Origin of the sequence: Streptosporangium sp. G11, from assembly GCF_051192615.1 — a bacterium.
GTDB lineage: Bacteria > Actinomycetota > Actinomycetes > Streptosporangiales > Streptosporangiaceae > Streptosporangium.
Genome location: NZ_JBPJUQ010000010.1, coordinates 130,139 through 148,087 on the forward strand (window position 1 = coordinate 130,139; position 17,949 = coordinate 148,087).

Below are 17,949 nucleotides of genomic sequence, written 5' to 3' on the forward strand. Positions count from 1 at the left end.
GACCTTGACGTTGATGTCAAGGTCTATCGTCGTGTCATGGGGAGGGCCGGATGCGGATCGGTGAGCTGGCACGGCGGGCGGGTGTCAGCACCCGGGCGCTGCGCTACTACGAGCAGCAGGGGCTGATCACGGCCCGGCGCTCGGCCAACGGCTACCGGGAGTACGGGGAGGCGGATCTCAGACTCGTCTCCGAGATCCGTTCGCTGCTCGCCGTCGGCTTCACCCTGGACGACGCCCGCCCGTTCGTGGCCTGCCTGCGGGCCGGTCACGACTCCGGGGGGTCCTGCCCGGAGTCCGTGGCCGTTTACCAGCGCAAGCTGGCGGAGATCGACGACGAGATCCGCACGCTTCTCACCCGGAGGGCGGAGGTGGCGGCACAGCTGACCACGGCCTGCCCAGGATGCGTACTGAGGAAAGTGGGAGAACCATGATCACATTGACCGCGGAGAACTTCGACGAGCAGGTGCTGCGGAGCGACAAGCCCGTCCTGGTCGACTTCTGGGCCGAGTGGTGCGGGCCGTGCAAGATGATCGCGCCCGTCCTGGTGGAGATCGAGGCCGAGTACGGCGACCGCGTCACGATCGCCAAGCTCAACGCCGACGACTACCCCGAGATCACGGCGAGGTACGGCGTGCTCGGCCTGCCGACGCTCAACCTCTACAAGGACGGCGAGGTGGTGCAGCAGATCAAGGGCGCCAAGCCCAAGCGCCTGCTCCTGGCCGACCTCGAAGGCCACATCTGACGGAACGCGCGCCGTCCGTCCCCGCGGCTCTCACCGGGTGCGGCATGCCGTACCGGGTGAAAGTTGTCGGCCCCTGCCGGTAACGTGCGGCCATGGCGAAGAAGGCTGGTGGCTACCGCTGTGCCGAGTGCGGGTGGCAGGCGGCCAAGTGGGTGGGGCGCTGCGGCGAGTGCCAGGCCTGGGGCACGGTCGAGGAGGAGACGGCGGCCGCCGGAGCGCGCGTGGCCTCCGCCGGGGCGGTGTCGGCGCCGGCGGTGCCGATCGGCCAGGTCAAGGCCGAGGTGGCGCACGCGCGCGGCACCGGGGTGCCCGAGCTCGACCGGGTCCTCGGCGGCGGCCTGGTCCCCGGGGCCGTCGTGCTGCTGGCCGGCGAGCCCGGCATCGGCAAGTCCACCCTCCTGCTGGAGGCCGCGGCCAAGATCGCCCGGCAGCAGACGGTCCTCTACATCACGGGTGAGGAGTCGGCCGCCCAGGTGCGGATCAGGGCCGACCGGATCGGCGCGATCCAGGACCGTCTTTACCTGGCCGCCGAGACCGACCTGGGCGCGTTGGTCTCGCACGTCGAGAAGGTCCAGCCCGACCTGCTCATCGTCGACTCGGTGCAGACGATCGGCTCCACCCAGGCGACGGGCGTGCCCGGCGGGGTGACCCAGGTCAGGGAGGTCGCGGGAAACCTGGTGCGGCTGGCCAAGGAGCGCGGCATGGCCACCGTGCTGGTCGGCCACGTCACCAAGGAGGGCTCGATCGCCGGTCCCCGCACCCTGGAGCACCTGGTCGACGTCGTGCTCCACTTCGAGGGCGACCGGCACTCCCGGCTCCGCCTGGTCCGCGCGATCAAGAACCGGTACGGCCCGGTCGACGAGGTCGGCTGCTTCGATCTTCACGAGAGCGGCATCGAGGGCATCGCCGACGCCAGCGGCCTGTTCGTCTCCCACCGCACCGACCCAGTGCCCGGCACGTGCGTCACGGTCACCCTGGAGGGCACCCGGCCGCTGCCGGCCGAGGTCCAGGCCCTGGTCGCCAGGACCGAGGCCCAGCAGCCGCGCCGCTCCTCCTCCGGGCTCGACACCTACCGGGTGACGATGGTCCTGGCCGTTCTGGAGCGGCGGCTCAACGCCAAGCTGGGCGGGTGCGACGTCTTCACCGCCACCGTCGGGGGGATCAAGCTCAGCGATCCCGCGGTGGACCTGTCGGTGATGCTGGCGGTCGCCAGCGCCGCCGGCGACAAGGCGCTGCCCTCCGGCCTGGTGGTGCTCGGCGAGGTGGGCCTGGCGGGAGAGCTGCGCCCGGTGCGCGACGTGCGGCGCCGCCTGTCGGAGGCCGCCCGGCTGGGCTTCACCCGGGCGCTGGTCCCCGCGGGCTCCCTCGAGACGGGCAAGAAGCGCAACGGCGACCACTCCCTGGTCCCCGTGGCCGGCCGCGGCGCGCCCTTCGCGCCCGGCTTCGACGTCGTCGAGGCGGAGAACGTCTGGGATGCCCTCACCCACGTCACCTGAGACGCCTCCCGCCCGCGCCGGCACGACGCGTCAGGGGCGCCGTACGGGACATGGCCGGGCGCCCGGCACCGGTGCGGCGCGTCACGGGTGCCGTACGGCGCGTGGCATCCGCCGATTCCGGAACGCGCGGGGCCTTCGCCGGTAAGCTGAGCGTTATACGCAGACCACGGGGGTCATGTGGCAGCAACCTACAAAGGACTCGACGAGCGCCGTAGAGCCATCCTGGCCGCGGTCGCGCCGGGCACCGCTCTGCGCGACGGGCTGGAGCGCATTCTCCGCGGGCACACGGGCGGCCTGATCGTGCTGGGATACGACGAGACGGTCGAGGAGATCTGCAGCGGCGGCTTCGAGCTGGACGTCGAGTTCTCCGCGACCCGGCTGCGCGAGCTGGCCAAGATGGACGGCGCCATCGTCCTCAACTCCGGCGACCTGCGGATCGTGCGGGCGGCCGTGCACCTGATGCCCGACCCGTCCATTCCCACCGACGAGTCCGGCACCCGGCACCGCACCGCCCAGCGCGTGGCCCTGCAAACGTCGGTGCCGGTCATCTCCCTCAGCAAGTCCATGCGGATCATCGCCCTCTACCTCGACGGCATCCGCTACGTGCTGGAGGAGTCGGCGGTCATCCTGTCCAAGTCCAACCAGGCCCTGGCCACGCTGGAGCGCTACAAGCACCGTCTGGACGAGGTCTCCGGCACGCTCTCGGCGCTGGAGATCGAGGACCTGGTGACGGTCCGCGACATCGCCGTGGTCGCCCAGCGGCTGGAGATGGTCAGGCGCATCTCCGAGGAGATCGCGGGCTACGTGGTCGAGCTCGGCACCGACGGCCGGCTGCTCTCCCTGCAGCTGGACGAGCTCGTGGCCGGCACCGAGAGCGACCGGGAGCTGATCGTGCGCGACTACCTGCCCACGGCGGGCCGCCGCCCGCGCAAGTTCGCCGAGGCTCTGCACGAGTTCGACCAGCTCTCCTCCGCCGAGCTGCTCGACCTCTCGGTCGTCGCCCAGATCCTCGGCCACTCGGGCAACGACGCCCTGGAGACGCCGGTGAGCCCCAGGGGCTACCGCCTGCTGGCCAAGGTCCCGCGCCTGCCGAGCACGGTGGTCGACCGTCTCGTCGACCAGTTCGCCAGCCTGCAGAAGCTCCTGGCGGCCAGCATCGGCGACCTCCAGGAGGTGGGCGGGGTGGGTGAGGCCAGGGCCCGCCACATCCGCGAGGGCCTGTCCCGGCTGGCGGAGTCGTCCATCCTGGAACGCTACGTCTGAGGTCCCCGGCCGGCCGGGCCCTCGGCGACTACCGCAGGTGGAAGACGGCCTTGCGGCTCTTCAGGCCCGGGGCGTGGACCACCGCGACGTAGGTGCCGGGCAGGGCGGCGGCGCGGTCGGCTGTGCAGCCGTCACCGGACCGGCGGCGGTCCCAGACCAGCTCCTTGACGTACGGGATGCCCCGGGCGAGTTCGCGGACGTTGGCGGTCTCGCCGCTGACGCAGTCGGAGGACGACCAGACGCGGTCGGTACCGGAGGTGATGCGCATCTCCATGGCGCGCGGCCCCACGTCGGTGGTGCACATCACCTTGCCGACGTTGACGAGGGTGAGGACGAACCGGGGCCGGATGCCCGGGGGGTAGACCGTTCCCTGGCCCTCCATGCTCAGCACGAGCTGCGGGGCGGCGCAGGCCTCGCCGGGCCGCCTGGGCCTGGCGGCCGCCTTGGTCACCCCCGGGGTGGGCGTGGGGCTCGCGGACGCCGAGGGGGTGACCGTCACGGTCGGCGGGACGGTCAGCAGGGGGTCCGGCGTCTCCTGCCGGGCGGCCGAGTCTCTCTCCCTGACGTCATCCGGCCCGCTCGTCGACGAGCAGGCCCACGCCACGACGGCGACCACCACGAGCACACCGACGAGCGCGGCCATCCGGCGCCGCCAGTAGATGTCGACTCCGATATCGCTACGGAACGTGTCAGGATCCATACGGTCAGTATGGTTAGTCCTTGCGAGCCACAGCGGGCGACCCGCCGCTTCCGGCCTGTTTCGGCCTCCGGCCACGGGTCAGAGGCGGGTGAAGGCAGGTGAAGACGGGCCAAGGGTGCCCGGGGCCGCACTATCGTCGAAAGGTGCCCGAGCCGAACCGCTTACTCGAACCCGTCCTCGACTGGTACGCCGGCAACGCCCGCGACCTTCCCTGGCGGACGCCCGGCGCCTCCCCCTGGTCGATCCTGGTCAGCGAGATCATGCTGCAGCAGACTCCGGTGGTCAGGGTGCTGCCCGTCTGGACCGAGTGGATGGAGCGCTGGCCCACACCCGCCTCCCTCGCCCGCGAGTCCCCCGGTGAGGCCGTACGCCACTGGGGCCGCCTCGGCTACCCCCGCCGGGCACTGAACCTGCACGCGTGCGCCCGCGCGATCGCCGACCGGCACGGCGGAGAGGTCCCCACCGGCCACGACGCCCTGCTGGCGCTTCCCGGTGTCGGCGAGTACACCGCCGCCGCGGTCGCCAGCTTCGCCTTCAAGGGCCGCCACGCGGTTCTGGACACCAACGTGCGGCGGGTCCTGGCACGGGCCGTCAGCGGCCAGGAGTATCCGCCGAAGGCCACCACGCCCCCCGAGCGCAGGCTCGCCGCCTCGCTGCTGCCCGACGCCGACCGCGCCCCCGTCTGGGCGGTCGCCGTCATGGAGCTGGGCGCCCTGGTCTGCACCGCTCGCGCCGCCCGCTGCGCCGACTGCCCGATCAGTGACCTGTGCGCCTGGCGCCTGGCGGGCAAACCGGCCTACGACGGCCCGGCACGCAAGGGGCAGACATACGCGGGGACAGACCGCCAGTGCCGCGGCCGCCTCCTCGCGGTGCTGCGCCAGGCCCACGGCGCCGTGCCCAAGGACGCGCTCGACGTGGTCTGGGACGACGCCCCGCAGCGTGAGCGGGCCCTCGACGGCCTGGTGGCCGACGGCCTGGCCGAGGTCCTCGACGACGGTTCCTACCGCCTCCCCGGCTGAGAAGGGCGCGGCCCGCCCCCGGGGCGCTCTCCCGCCGAGCCGGGAGCGGCGAGGTCACCTTCCCCGCCGGGGGCAGGCCGGCCGGGGCCTTCCCCGTCGGGGCCTCCGTACACGACGGGGAAGACTCCCGCCGCCGCGCCGCGAACCCGGCGAACCGGCGAGCGAGAGAGGTCAGGCGGCGAGGCGCAAGCCGAGCGCGGTGAGGCTGGTGCGGGCCCAGTCGAGCTCCTCGGCGATCATGTTGACCAGGGCGCCGGGGCCCTTGGCCCTCAGAGGCACGGCCAGATCGTGCGTCTCCACCTCGATGTGCGCGGTGCCGTTCACCGCGCCGGAGAGCATCGCGGTGAGGGTGTCCTCCAGGACCGGCCGGGTGCTGGGCAGCTCCTGGCAGGCGGCGGCCATGTGGTTGTGCACGTGGCCGAGCTTGACCACGGGGGCTCCGGCGTCCGCCAGGCCGCGCAGGGCGGCACCGGGCTCCTCGGAGCCGCCCGCGAGGTAACAGGCGTCCAAGCAGATGCCGAGGTGCTCGGAGTCGATGCCGCCGACCCGGTCGAGGGCCTGCTTGGTGGTCTCCAGCACGCAGCCGGGCCACGGCTCGAAGCCGACCCTGATCGTCTTGCCGGTGACGCTGTACAGCCCGCGCAGCTCGCGGGCGAGGCGCTCCAGCCGCCGCGAGGCGATCGAGTGCAGGTCGGCCGGCCAGTCGCGGCGCCAGCCGATGGGGATGGTGGAGATGCTTCCGAAGCGGACGTCCTGCGGGAGCAGGAAGGCCAGGATCTTGGCCAGGGCCATCGTGTAGCGGTAACGCTCGGGCTTGGCCCAGTCGGGACCGGGGACCTCCTGGTTCCTGCCGCCGGTGCCGTTGAGGCTGACGACCTCCAGGCCGCGCTCCTCAAGGGAGCGGCGCAGGCGCACCAGCTCGATCCTGTCGGCGGTGAGATGGTCGGCGACGCTCGGGGAGAGCCAGAGGCCCACCCCCATGCGCTCCACCCCGAGGCGCTTGCGCACCGGCACCGCGTACCGCGTCAGGTGGGCGATGAGGTTTTCCAGATCCTCCGCGGGGTGCACGCCCGCGTTGTAGGCCAGGTGAACGAGTGTCCCGTCCTCGTGCCGTAAACGCATGCGTGCCTCCAAGGCGTACTTCCGTGTAAGCGTCCCCGATAGCCCCGCGCCGGTCGTCGACGGCGGCGTGAGCCGGAGCTCTCCCTGTCGGGAGCTCGACCCGGTCGTCTGAAGCATCCCGCGCGGGCACCGAGCTCCACGTCACTCCCGGAGCTGATTCCTCGGTACGTCGCTGGGCTGACCTCGATACCGCTCTCACCGCAGTCAGTACAACTTTGAGATCGTCTGGGTGGGATTAACCGAACTCGCTCTACAGAGTGTAGTACTACCTGTCGTGGCGAGATACCGTCTTTGGTAACAAATAAGCAGACCCCGCCGTGAGTCTCCTCACGGCGGGGTCTGCTCCCTGCCTGATCAGGCCATGCCTGGTCGGTCCTAGTTCTGGATCGGCTCCGCGATGGCGGCGGCCGAGTCGGGAACCTGGTCGACGGGCGCGTTCTCACCGATGAAGGTGAACTTCGCGTTCTCCCCCTCGCCCTCGATGGCGATCTTCACGATCTGGCCGGGGCGAAGCTCGCCGTACAGGATCTTCTCGGACAGGGTGTCCTCCAGCTCGCGCTGGATCGTACGACGGAGCGGGCGGGCGCCCATCACCGGGTCGTAGCCACGGTCGGCCAGCAGCTGCTTGGCCTCCTGCGTGAGCTCCATCCCCATGTCGCGGTCCTTCAGACGCAGGCCCACCTGGGCCAGCATCAGGTCGACGATGCGGATGATCTCCTTCGGCGTGAGCTGGTGGAAGACCACGATGTCGTCGACACGGTTGAGGAACTCCGGCCGGAAGTGCTGCTTGAGCTCCTCCTGGACCTTGGACTTCATCCGGTCGTAGTTGGACTCGGCGTCGTTGTTCTTCGCGAAGCCGACTCCCTGACCCTTGGAGATGTCGCGGGTGCCGAGGTTCGTCGTCATGATGATGACGGTGTTCTTGAAGTCGACCACCCGGCCCTGGGCGTCGGTCAGGCGACCGTCTTCCAGGATCTGCAGCAGCGAGTTGAAGATGTCGGGGTGGGCCTTCTCGATCTCGTCGAACAGGACGACCGAGAACGGCTTGCGCCGCACCTTCTCCGTCAGCTGACCGCCCTCCTCGTATCCGACATAGCCGGGAGGCGAGCCGAACAGACGGGAGACGGTGTGCTTCTCCATGAACTCCGACATGTCCAGCATGATCAGCGCGTCCTCGTCCCCGAACAGGAACTCGGCCAGCGCCTTGGACAGCTCGGTCTTACCGACACCGGACGGGCCGGCGAAGATGAACGAACCACCCGGACGGCGCGGGTCCTTCAGACCGGCGCGCGTACGGCGGATCGAGCGGGACAGACCCTTGATGGCGTCGTCCTGACCGATGATCCGCTTGTGCAGCTCGTCCTCCATGCGGAGCAGTCGCTGGGACTCCTCCTCGGTGAGCTTGAAGACCGGGATGCCGGTGGCGGTCGCCAGGACCTCGGCGATGAGCTCCTCGGTGACCTCGGCGACGACGTCCATGTCGCCGGCCTTCCACTCCTTCTCGCGGCGCTCGCGCTTGAGCTGGAGCTGCTTTTCCTGGTCACGCAGCGCGGCGGCCTTCTCGAAGTCCTGCGCGTCTATCGCGGACTCCTTGTCGCGCCGCACGTTGGCGATCTTCTCGTCGTACTCGCGGAGGTCCGGCGGCGCGGTCATGCGGCGGATGCGCATGCGCGAGCCGGCCTCGTCGATGAGGTCGATCGCCTTGTCCGGCAGGAACCGGTCGCTGATGTAGCGGTCGGCCAGCTGCGCGGCGGCCACCAGGGCGCCGTCCGTGATGGAGACGCGGTGGTGGGCCTCGTAACGGTCGCGCAGGCCCTTGAGAATCTCGATCGTGTGGCTGAGGCTGGGCTCGGCCACCTGGATCGGCTGGAAGCGTCGCTCGAGCGCCGCGTCCTTCTCCAGGTGCTTGCGGTACTCGTCGAGGGTGGTGGCCCCGATGGTCTGCAGCTCGCCTCGGGCCAGCATCGGCTTCAGGATGCTGGCGGCGTCGATCGCGCCCTCGGCGGCACCCGCGCCGACGAGCGTGTGAAGCTCGTCGATGAACAGGATGATGTCGCCTCGGGTGCGGATCTCCTTGAGGACCTTCTTCAGCCGCTCCTCGAAGTCACCGCGGTAACGGGAACCCGCCACCAGGGCGCCCAGGTCGAGGGTGTAGAGCTGCTTGTCCTTCAGCGTCTCCGGCACCTCGCCCTTGACGATCTTCTGGGACAGGCCCTCCACGACGGCGGTCTTGCCGACGCCGGGCTCGCCCACCAGGACCGGGTTGTTCTTGGTCCGGCGGGACAGGACCTGCATGACCCGCTCGATCTCCTTCTCCCGGCCGATGACCGGGTCGAGCTTGCCCTCGCGGGCCGCCTGGGTCAGGTTGCGGCCAAACTGGTCCAGCACAAGGGAGGTCGACGGTGCGGCCTCGGTCGGACCGCCCGCGGCGGCCGGCTCCTTGCCCTGGTAGCCGTGGAGCAACTGGATGACCTGCTGGCGGACCCGGTTGAGATCGGCTCCCAGCTTCACCAGCACCTGGGCGGCGACGCCCTCGCCCTCACGGATGAGGCCGAGCAGGATGTGCTCGGTGCCGATGTAGTTGTGTCCTAGTTGCAGGGCTTCGCGGAGCGACAGCTCAAGGACCTTCTTGGCACGCGGGGTGAACGGAATGTGCCCCGACGGCGCAGACTGACCCTGGCCGATGATCTCCTCGACCTGCTGACGCACACCTTCAAGACTGATGCCGAGGCTCTCCAGAGCCTTGGCGGCAACGCCTTCACCTTCATGGATCAAGCCAAGAAGAATGTGCTCCGTACCGATGTAGTTGTGGTTGAGCATCCGGGCCTCTTCTTGGGCCAGGACGACAACCCGCCGTGCGCGGTCGGTGAACCTCTCGAACATCTCGTCGCTCCTCACAGAGCGGTCAGGCAGGTCCGGGATATCCGAGCCCTGTCATCCCGCATGGTAGCCCCGACCCGGCGACCGCTCTATGCAGAAGACGTTCCCCGAGAGCAGGGCGTTCACCCTCCATCCAACTACTTACGAGGGGTGGGATGTTCCCGCTACGCCGCAAGCGAACGACGTTTGTCTACCAGCGAAACGCATCATGCGGTCATGGCCGCCACCGGACCCCACCGTGACCGCCATAACCGCATGATTCACTCGATCTGCTGGGCCGATCTAGTGAGCCGCTTCGTACTGCTCGACGATCTTGGAGGCGATTCGACCGCGCTCGCTGACATTAAGGCCGTGAGACTTCGCCCACGCCCGGATGTCGGCGCTCTTCTCTCGCGTGAGTGCCCGCGCTCCGCCTGCGCGGCGGCGGCGGGGAGCCAGGGCGCCGGAACGACGGGCGCTCTGCACGAAAGGCGACAGGGAGTCGCGGAGCTTCTTCGCGTTAACGTCACTCAGGTCAATCTCATAGCTGGTGCCGTCAATCGCGAAGGCGACAGTCTCATTGGCCTCGCCCCCATCGAGGTCGTCGATGAGAATCTCCTGGATCTGCTTGGCCATCTACACAATCCTTTCGCGGGTATTGTTTCATTCGCAAGCTAAACATATACCCGCGATCGAAGAGCGGCAATTCCAGGAGCCCGGCGATTCTCACAGGCAACCCGAGACTCCCAGTCGAGCCTCGCGTGGATCAGCTCTTCTGTGACTCCGGGTCAGGTCGTTTTGCCGGACGCCGGCCGACGGCTTCACTCCGAAGTAGCTTGACGACTCCGAAGATGAAGGCCCCGCCGACGACCGCCGGGGGTATCAACGCGGACAATACGTCGTACATTCGTCCTCGCTCCGCACCGTGGGTGGCTTTCTGGGGACCATGGAAATGTGGCGGCGACTCCCGGGCCGCACGGGCGCGCCCGATCGGTCCGGAACCGCCCACAGATGACCATAGCGCCACCGGCCGGCGACACGTGTCAGCAGGGGCGACCATGCCCGTCTCTGTCCAGCCTAATGCTTCTCTCCAGCCGCCTTACCGGTTGCAGTCGTAAAGCCGTGCGGAAAAACCGACAGGACGATCGGGTGATCATCGCCGTCTCCGTAATACCAATGCCCGCCGGGTTCCCGGCCGCCGCGCCATCGACCTCCCCGTGACGAAACCCCTGATGAAGGGGCCTGTCCGCCGTGATGAACGGCACCCGGCCATGGAACCGGAGATCGCCGCGAGCGGGTTCATCACGGGAATGCCCACCGCCGGCAGAACACCCGGACGGAGAGCCGCTCGCTTCATCACCCCGGTGTGGGCCGATGTGACACAAGCGTATGGAACAAGACGGATCTTCAACACTTTCTCGTCAAGAGTACGACCCGCTCTGGCACGGAGTACATAGTCGTAGACCGTATAACCACCAAAGACGATGGGCCCCTCGGACAACCCCGCCAACACCACGTGCCCCCGATCCGGAGCCCTAAGAAGGCCTTCACCGGCCGCCCTGAACACACGGTGGAAGGCGAAGAAGAGAATCCGGCGTGGGGTCGCCGAGGATGCCGGAGGCAGGACGGGTCGGCCATTCGGCGAGTAGTGCGCGAACCCCCGACGGCGGCGGATCCGGCATTGACGCCTCATAGGAGACCCACGGGCGGCTGTGAGCCCGTTGTGGGCACCGTACGCGAATATTCCGACGAGCGGGCCGAGACTCGGTCATAAGTTCCCCCGCGTTGCTCAGGACGCGGCAAATGGTTTTGCGGCTTCCGCGGCCCCCGGACCCCGTGACCCTTACGGGGTCCCTATGGACCCTCGTTTTCTCACCCGCGCACGAAAACGGGGCCGGCGGTTGAACCGCCGGCCCCGTTATTCAGGGAACTACTTGATCTTGACGACGACCGTCCCGGCCACCTTGTCGTGCAGAGCCTGCTGCAGCGGCTTGTCCCACAGCAGCCACAGCACGTTCACAAGACTGAAGATGTTGAAGATGATGCCCAGGAACGGGATCCAGCTCAGGAACTGCGGGCCGAAGAGCACCCCGGCACGCTTGATCCCGACGTCGGAGCTGAGCCCGCCGGGCGGCAGGGCGCTGCCGATCGGCACGACCTTGATGCCCATGACCATCTTGCCCACCGTCTGGCCGCCCCGGCTGAGCATGAAGAACTCGTAGGCCACGTAGATCGCCGCGGTGACCAGCGCGGTGAGGAGGGTGGCGAGGAAGACACCACTCCCCTCCGTGACCGTCGTGCCGTTGAAGGTGGGGGGCGACACGAGCACGGCGGTCATCACCGCGGTGATGATGAACAGCGGGATCGCCAGGATGATCCCGTCGATGATCCTCGCCACCAGGCGCTGCCACCACTCGGCGAGCGGCGCGGGTGCCCCGGGGGGACCGCCGTACGGCTGGCCGTAGCCCTGCTGCCCGTACGCGGGCTGCTGCTGGCCGTAGCCCTGCTGCCCGTAGTCGGGCTGCTGGCCGTAGCCCTGCTGCTGGCCGTACTGCTGCTGCCCGTAGTCGGGCTGCTGGCCGTAGCCGGGCTGGGACTGCTGCCCGTAGTCGGGCTGCTGCTGGCCATAACCCGGCTGCTGCCCGTAGCCGGGCTGGGACTGCTGGCCGTAGCCGGGCTGCTCGTGGGACGCCTGCTGGCCGTAGGCGGGCTGCTGCCCGTACGCCCCCGTCCCACCCTGCTGCCCGTACGCGCCGGTCCCACCCTGCTGGCCGTACCCCTGCTGCTGGCCGTAACCGGGCTGCTCGTGGGACGCCTGCTGGCCGTAGGCGGGCTGCTGCCCGTACGCCCCCGTCCCACCCTGCTGCCCGTACGCGCCGGTCCCACCCTGCTGGCCATAGCCCTGCTGCTGGCCGTAACCCTGCTGCCCGTAGTCGGACTGCTGGCCGTAGCCCTGCTGCTGGCCGTACTGCTGCTGCCCGTAGCCCTGCTGGCCGTAGCCGGGCTGGCTCTGTCCTGGGCCGGTGTTCGGCTGTGAGGCCTCCGACCGATATCCCACAACTGTCACGTCGGGGTCGAGTTCGCCAGCGGCTCGACCCGCGTTGTGCTGTCCGTAATCCGGGTGCCCCGACGGTGTGCGATCGCGGTCGGGATCATCCTGTGGATACGGCGGCTGTCCGGTGCTCACCGCGTCACCTCACTTAGACTGCGCATGTGGCAAATGTCAGACGCACATGCTTGCTGCTGCACAAGGTATCGACATAGGTATCGACAGTCACCTTTCCGATCAGTCAGCTCTAAAGTCATGTGAGTCGGGCTCGCGTGTCAGGTGGAGCAGCATCCGGGTGTTTCCCAAGGTGTTGGGCTTGACGTGCTCCAGATCGAGGAACTCCGCCACCCCCTCGTCGTAGGAGGCGAGAAGTTCGGCGTAGACCTCCGGGGCGACGGGCGTTCCCTGGATCTCCCGGAAACCGTGCCTGGCGAAGAAGTCGACCTCGAAGGTCAGGCAGAAGACCCGGCGCAGGCCCACCTCGACGGCCGTGCGAATGAGCGCGGAGACGATCCGGTGGCCGATTCCCATTCCCCTGCGGGTCGGATCGACGGCGACGGTGCGGATCTCGGCCAGATCCTCCCAGAGGACGTGGAGCGCCCCGCAGCCGATGACCGCGCCCTCCTCGTCGGTGGCGACCCAGAATTCCTGGACGTCCTCGTACAGGGTGACGGTGGCCTTCTCCAGCAGGCGCGGGCCGACACCGCCGTAGGTGTCGACGAGCCGCCTGATGGCGCGGACGTCCGGGGTGCGGGCACGGCGGACCGTGACCGCGGGGCCCGCCACGGGTAGGGGCGAGCCACGCTCCGCCCCCTCGGATCCGGTGCCCCGCTCCCCGCCGTCGGGGGCGCGAACGACCGGGACGGGAGAATGCTCAGCAAGCTGCTCCATGACCGTTCAGCGTACGTCCTCGCCGGTCTTCAATTACGGCTCATCCTTAACTCGCAGCTCACCGCCCTCACATGACCGTTGGTGATCGCTTTACCACGGTGAGCGCGCGGCGCCTCCCCTGTGCCACAGCTCACCTTTGGCACGGTCCCGGACCTGGGAAGACCTCCGCCGCACCCGCCACCCGCGAGGTAAAGCCAGCGTAATGGCCATGTTGATCATATTGACGTGTGATCTTTCCGTGACATTTCAGTTGCGAAACCTCTACTGAATTCGCAGTTCTGGTTGAGCAGGAACCACGGGTGCACTAATCTCCGTGCTCGATGTCAGAGACGTAAAAAGCCTGACCCGCCGAATCCTCCACCGCGGGGAACCGGGGACCCACCACGTCCTCCGGGGTGAATCCGAGTGCCACCGGCGCACCCGGTAGGGCTGCCTCCGGCCCGAACCCGTCAGCTAACCCGGTAGGCGGCCGAGGAGAGGAGCCCGTTGGTGAAGCGCACGCGCGACCGCGGAGGAAACCAGGCGGGCGACGACGCCCGCCGTCGAGAACGCGCGTCGCGAGGGCTGCGCCGCCGCATGGCGGTCATCGGCCTGGCATTCGCCACCCTGACCCTCGGCACCCCGCTGGTGGCGGCCACCGCCGATCCCGAGCCCAGCCTCCAGCAGCTGGCCAAGCAGGCCGAGAAACTGCACGAGGAGATCGGCACCCTGGCCGAGCGGTACAACGGCGAGCGGGTCAAGCTCAGGCAGGCCCAGCGGGCCGCGGAGAGCGCCAAGAAGATCCTCGCGTCGAGCGAGTCCGAACTGGCGTCCCGTCGCACCAAGGCCACCCTCCTGGCGCAGAGCACCTACATGTCGGGCGGCCTGAACTCCGGCCTCGCCTTCACCCAGGCGACCGACCCCGACACCTTCCTCGACCAGGCCACCACCAACTACGCGCTCCAGCAGCAGCAGAGCGAGGAGGTCGCCCAGGTGGCCCGGGCGATCGAGGCCGCCGAGCGGGCGCAGGCCAGTGCCAAGGCGAGGACCTCGGAGGTCAAGAAGCTCCTGACGGAGATCGACGGCAACCGGACCAGGATCGAGCGGCTGGTCGCGCGGGTCGAGAGCGACCTGTTCAGCGAGGTGCGCACCAGGGCCGTCAGCAACAGGGGCGCCCGGGTGAGGACCAACGTGCCCATCGTGGGCAGCGGCAAGGCCGCGGAGGCTACCCGCTGGGCGCTCACCCAGCAGCTCAAGCCGTACGTCTGGGGCGCCGAGGGGCCCAACTCCTTCGACTGCTCCGGGCTGGTCATGTGGGCCTACCAGAAGGTCGGCATCAGCCTGCCGCACTACACCGGCGACCAGTGGACCGCGGGCACCCATGTCTCCAGGAAGGAGTTGCGCCCCGGAGACCTGGTCTTCTTCTACAACGACCTGCACCACGTCGGGATCTACATCGGCGCGGGCCTGATGATCCACGCTCCCCAGACGGGTGACGTCGTCCACATCGCCACGATCGACAACCGGCCCTTCGCCGGAGGCGTCCGCATCGCCGGCTAGAACCCGCCGGAACCCGCGTGCCGGGTCGCACAGGTGTCCGGCCCGCACGCGTGTCCGGCCCGACCTGCCGGACACGCGGCGGTGCGCTAGATCAGGCGGCGGCGCGCGGCCCAGGCCACGGCCTCGATCGCCGTGGCGACGCCGATGCGGTCGCAGATGCCTCTCAGCCTGCGCCTGACGGTCCGGCCGCTGATGTCGAGGCGACGACCCACCCGATCGACCGTGACACCCTTGGCGAGCTCAGCCAGCAGCACGAGGTCGTCGTCGCTGAGACCGATATCGCTCATGCCCAGGGGGCTGTCGCCATGGCGTGAATCCACTTCTGGATATGCCATCAAGAGTCACTCCCCCCACTCTGGAAACCGGGTGCGAGACGCCGGAAATGAATACCGTCCGCCAGGAACGGTAAACGCCTTGTTCAAAGGTCGTCAAGTTCCGCTCTTCATAGCGTGCGTCCAGTATTGACATAGTAGGCGCTACGTGAAGTACTCATGATATGTCAGTGCCTTTGCGGCTATGTCATGACCGAGCCGAGGCACCAGCCGGCAAGCACCCCCTGGCTGCGGCGATCGAAGTCCCGGCAGAACAAGGTTTCGCCAGAACCGCCGCCCCGCCGGGCTTCCCGGGGCCGGCCCCTCGGGGATCCGGCCCGCCCGCATTTCTCGGGAAAAACCGATCCCTTCCCGATACTCTTCGGCGACCATGGCCATCTACCGCCTTGACGGCACCCCACGGAAAACACGGAAATATGAGGGTCAAGAGATCAGCTTTGCGGCATTCGCGAAGTATCACGCGGCAACGACCGGATGCCGAACGATATTGGACATGCTTGAAAGGGATTTCTGAACAGTACGGAAACGCGCCCGCCATTACGGAAGGCCATGGGCGCGACGGCCGTTTCCAGGCCGTGGGGTTCACCCCGCCCGTCCCGGCCTCACCCGCACACCGTACGGGGCCCACCGCGATCCACGTCCCTGCGGACCCGCGGGGACGGGCCCTCGGCGCCGCTCCGCCACGGCGCTCCGAGCCGCCTCCACGGGGACCCCGAAGACGACCGGCAATCGGCCAGGAGGCGATCGGGGAAGGGCCCGGGGGCGATCCGGGAATCGTTCCGCCGCACCCCGGCCGTGCGGCTCACGCTCGGGTTCGCGCCCACCGGCGCGGGGCCGCGCGAAGCGTCGGCCGGTGAGGGCGAGGAGTGACGGCGAGGTGGTGACGGCGACGCGGTGACGGCGACGCGGTGACAAGGACGCGGTGACGGCAAGGTGGTGACGAGGACACGCGGTGACACGCGGGCGCTGCGAGCCGGGCCCCGGGACGCTCACCGAACCCGGCCGGTCCGCCCCCTGGCCCGCTCCAGGCCGGAGCCCGGCGCCTTTCCCTGCGCGCTCGGACCGGGCCTCAGCGCCCCGGCCCGTTCTTGACCGGGCCCCAGCGCCCCGGCCCGTTCCCGACCTCGCCAGGACCTCGGCGTGCCAGGGCTCTTGCCCGCCCCCGCCCGGACCCCTGCGCGTCCCGATTCGTACCCGGCCGGACCTCGGCGGCCCTCCCGGCTCGCTCTCGACCGGACCTCGGCCCGGTCCTGAACGGCTGCCTGGCCGTTCGTCCGGTCCCTGCCTCGGGGCGCCTCTGGCCGGGGACGCGCTCTCCCGCGAAAGCGGCGCCGGCCCTCGTGGCGGTGGCGCCGGGCACTGCCCGGCGCCACCGTACGGGGAGAACGTCCTTCCGCGCCGCCGGCGGAACTCAGGTGGTCGGCTTGACCAGCGGGAACAGGATGGTCTCCCGGATGTTCTTGCCGGTGAAGGCCATGACGAGGCGGTCGATGCCGAGGCCCATGCCACCGGTGGGCGGCATCGCATATTCCAGGGCCGTGAGGAAGTCCTCGTCAAGCTGCATGGCCTCCACGTCACCGCCCGCGGCGAGCAGGGACTGCTCGGTCAGGCGGCGGCGCTGCTCGATCGGGTCGTTCAGCTCCGAGTAGCCGGTGCCCAGCTCGGTGCCGAAGCCGATCAGGTCCCACTTCTCGGTGAGGAGCGGGTTGTCGCGGTGGTTGCGGGCCAGCGGGGAGGTCTCCAGCGGATAGTCCATGACGAACGTGGGCTGGATGAGCGTGTGCTCGACGAGGGCCTCGAAGATCTCCTGGACCAGCTTGCCCTGGCCCCACTTGGCGTCCCAGTGGATCTCCCGCGCGTCCGCGAGCTTGCGGACGTGCTCCAGGGGCGTCTCGGTGGTGACCTCCTCGCCCAGCGCCTCGGAGACCGACCCGTACAGGGTGATCCGCGGCCACTTCGCCAGACCGAGGTCGATCTCCTGGCCCTGGTGGACGACCACGAAGTGGCCGAGGGCGGCCACCACGGCATTCTGGATCATCCGCTGGGTCAGGTCGGCGATGTCGTTGTAGTCGAGATACGTGCCGTACGCCTCCAGCATCGTGAACTCGGGGTTGTGGGTGGAGTCCGCGCCCTCGTTGCGGAAGTTGCGGTTGATCTCGAAGACCTTCTCCAGGCCGCCGACCACCAGCCGCTTGAGGTAGAGCTCGATCGCGATGCGAAGGTAGAGCTCCATGTCGTAGGCGTTGATGTGGGTCTTGAAGGGCCTGGCCGTGGCTCCGCCGTGGATCGGCTGGAGCATCGGCGTCTCGACCTCCAGGTAGCCCTCCTCGTGCCAGAAGTCGCGGACGGCCCGGACCACGGCGCTGCGGGTGCGGGCCATCTTCCTGGCCTCGTCGTTGACGATGAGGTCGACGTAGCGCTGGCGGACCCGCGCCTCGGGGTCGGTGAGCCCGGCGTGCTTCTCCGGCAGCGGGCGCAGGCACTTCGCCGTGATCACCCAGCGCTCGGCGAGGATGGACAGCTCGCCCCTGCGGGAGGTGATGACCTCGCCCTCGATGCCCACGTGGTCGCCGAGGTCGACGTCGCGCTTCCACGCGGTCAGGGAGTCCTCGCCCACCCTGTCCAGGGAGATCATGACCTGGAGGTCGCCGGAGCCGTCGCGGATGGTGGCGAAGCAGAGCTTGCCGCCGGTCCTGGACAGCATCACGCGGCCGGTGACGCCCACTTTGTCGCCCGTCGCGGTGTCAGCGGAGAGATCGGCGTATTTCTGGCGGATCTCGGCGTTGGTCGCGGTGCGCGGGAAGTTCACCGGGTAGGGGTCGACGTCCTCGGAACGGAGGCGGTCGAGCTTCTCCCGGCGCACGCGCATCTGCTCGGGCAGATCCTCGGCGGGGTTGGTCACGTCATCGGTCACAGTTCCAAAGGGTACCGATGTGG

The 17,949-nt window shown here is 69.0% G+C and carries 14 protein-coding genes and 1 riboswitch; of the genes, 6 read left to right on the forward strand and 8 right to left on the reverse strand.

The annotated features are described in order from the left end of the window. Positions 1-50 precede the first annotated feature (50 nt). The 4 genes from ACSDR0_RS13350 (at position 51) to disA (ending at position 3,501) form a co-directional block, all read left to right on the forward strand. Positions 51-431: a MerR family transcriptional regulator gene (locus ACSDR0_RS13350; RefSeq protein WP_435289088.1), complete on the forward strand. Its 381-nt coding sequence runs from the start codon at positions 51-53 to the stop codon at positions 429-431. After that, complete coding sequence (gene trxA, locus ACSDR0_RS13355) at positions 428-742, forward strand: thioredoxin (protein WP_435289089.1); 315 nt, start codon at positions 428-430, stop codon at positions 740-742. Before ACSDR0_RS13350 ends, trxA begins: the two co-directional genes overlap by 4 nt. A gap of 92 nt (positions 743-834) precedes the next feature. Then, complete coding sequence (gene radA / locus ACSDR0_RS13360; RefSeq protein ID WP_435289090.1) at positions 835-2,238, forward strand: DNA repair protein RadA; 1,404 nt, start codon at positions 835-837, stop codon at positions 2,236-2,238. 177 nt (positions 2,239-2,415) lie between these two features. Continuing rightward, positions 2,416-3,501 carry a DNA integrity scanning diadenylate cyclase DisA gene (gene disA / locus ACSDR0_RS13365; RefSeq protein ID WP_435289091.1) on the forward strand — a complete coding sequence of 362 codons (1,086 nt, stop codon included), beginning with the start codon at positions 2,416-2,418 and terminating at the stop codon, positions 3,499-3,501. Between the two features lie 28 nt (positions 3,502-3,529). Here disA and ACSDR0_RS13370 read toward each other — a convergent pair whose 3' ends face one another. After that, positions 3,530-4,201, reverse strand: coding sequence for a hypothetical protein (locus ACSDR0_RS13370; protein WP_435289092.1), 672 nt, complete (start codon positions 4,199-4,201; stop codon positions 3,530-3,532). A gap of 98 nt (positions 4,202-4,299) precedes the next feature. On the opposite strand from ACSDR0_RS13370, the gene ACSDR0_RS13375 reads away from it, so the two are divergent. Then, positions 4,300-5,220, forward strand: a complete 921-nt coding sequence (locus ACSDR0_RS13375) for an A/G-specific adenine glycosylase (RefSeq protein ID WP_435289093.1) — start codon at positions 4,300-4,302, stop codon at positions 5,218-5,220. A 171-nt stretch (positions 5,221-5,391) separates the two neighbouring features. Here the strand turns inward: ACSDR0_RS13375 and ACSDR0_RS13380 are convergent, their stop codons facing one another. The 5 genes from ACSDR0_RS13380 to ACSDR0_RS13400 all read right to left on the reverse strand — a co-directional run bounded on the left by ACSDR0_RS13380 (position 5,392) and on the right by ACSDR0_RS13400 (position 13,141). Next, on the reverse strand, positions 5,392-6,342 hold the full coding sequence (locus ACSDR0_RS13380; RefSeq protein ID WP_435289094.1) for a TIM barrel protein: 951 nt from the start codon (positions 6,340-6,342) through the stop codon (positions 5,392-5,394). 375 nt (positions 6,343-6,717) lie between these two features. Next, positions 6,718-9,225 carry an ATP-dependent Clp protease ATP-binding subunit gene (locus ACSDR0_RS13385; protein ID WP_435289095.1) on the reverse strand — a complete coding sequence of 836 codons (2,508 nt, stop codon included), beginning with the start codon at positions 9,223-9,225 and terminating at the stop codon, positions 6,718-6,720. 279 nt (positions 9,226-9,504) lie between these two features. Further along, positions 9,505-9,837, reverse strand: coding sequence for a histone-like nucleoid-structuring protein Lsr2 (locus tag ACSDR0_RS13390; protein WP_012895497.1), 333 nt, complete (start codon positions 9,835-9,837; stop codon positions 9,505-9,507). A 1,294-nt stretch (positions 9,838-11,131) separates the two neighbouring features. After that, a complete protein-coding gene (locus tag ACSDR0_RS13395) occupies positions 11,132-12,268 on the reverse strand; it encodes an RDD family protein (protein WP_435289096.1) in 1,137 nt (378 codons plus the stop codon). Positions 12,269-12,487: 219 nt separating this feature from the next. Then, on the reverse strand, positions 12,488-13,141 hold the full coding sequence (locus ACSDR0_RS13400; protein WP_435289097.1) for an amino-acid N-acetyltransferase: 654 nt from the start codon (positions 13,139-13,141) through the stop codon (positions 12,488-12,490). Between the two features lie 336 nt (positions 13,142-13,477). Then, positions 13,478-13,625: riboswitch (cyclic di-AMP (ydaO/yuaA leader) on the forward strand. A 5-nt stretch (positions 13,626-13,630) separates the two neighbouring features. Here ACSDR0_RS13400 and ACSDR0_RS13405 point away from each other — a divergent pair. Then, entirely contained in the window at positions 13,631-14,680 is a 1,050-nt protein-coding gene (locus tag ACSDR0_RS13405) for an NlpC/P60 family protein (protein ID WP_435289098.1), read from the forward strand. A gap of 86 nt (positions 14,681-14,766) precedes the next feature. Here the strand turns inward: ACSDR0_RS13405 and ACSDR0_RS13410 are convergent, their stop codons facing one another. Both ACSDR0_RS13410 and lysX read right to left on the reverse strand, forming a co-directional pair. Next, on the reverse strand, positions 14,767-14,967 hold the full coding sequence (locus tag ACSDR0_RS13410) for a LuxR C-terminal-related transcriptional regulator (protein ID WP_030905642.1): 201 nt from the start codon (positions 14,965-14,967) through the stop codon (positions 14,767-14,769). Positions 14,968-16,423: 1,456 nt separating this feature from the next. After that, on the reverse strand, positions 16,424-17,926 hold the full coding sequence (lysX, locus tag ACSDR0_RS13415) for a bifunctional lysylphosphatidylglycerol synthetase/lysine--tRNA ligase LysX (RefSeq protein WP_435289099.1): 1,503 nt from the start codon (positions 17,924-17,926) through the stop codon (positions 16,424-16,426). Positions 17,927-17,949 lie beyond the last annotated feature (23 nt).

Coding starts and splice junctions, on each gene's coding strand:
- ACSDR0_RS13410 (WP_030905642.1), bottom strand. CDS start 14,967: ATGAGCGATATCGGTCTCAGCGACGACGACCTCGTGCTGCTGGCTGAG.
- ACSDR0_RS13385 (WP_435289095.1), bottom strand. CDS start 9,225: ATGTTCGAGAGGTTCACCGACCGCGCACGGCGGGTTGTCGTCCTGGCC.
- trxA (WP_435289089.1), top strand. CDS start 428: ATGATCACATTGACCGCGGAGAACTTCGACGAGCAGGTGCTGCGGAGC.
- ACSDR0_RS13380 (WP_435289094.1), bottom strand. CDS start 6,342: ATGCGTTTACGGCACGAGGACGGGACACTCGTTCACCTGGCCTACAAC.
- ACSDR0_RS13390 (WP_012895497.1), bottom strand. CDS start 9,837: ATGGCCAAGCAGATCCAGGAGATTCTCATCGACGACCTCGATGGGGGC.
- ACSDR0_RS13400 (WP_435289097.1), bottom strand. CDS start 13,141: ATGGAGCAGCTTGCTGAGCATTCTCCCGTCCCGGTCGTTCGCGCCCCC.
- ACSDR0_RS13350 (WP_435289088.1), top strand. CDS start 51: ATGCGGATCGGTGAGCTGGCACGGCGGGCGGGTGTCAGCACCCGGGCG.
- ACSDR0_RS13370 (WP_435289092.1), bottom strand. CDS start 4,201: ATGGATCCTGACACGTTCCGTAGCGATATCGGAGTCGACATCTACTGG.
- radA (WP_435289090.1), top strand. CDS start 835: ATGGCGAAGAAGGCTGGTGGCTACCGCTGTGCCGAGTGCGGGTGGCAG.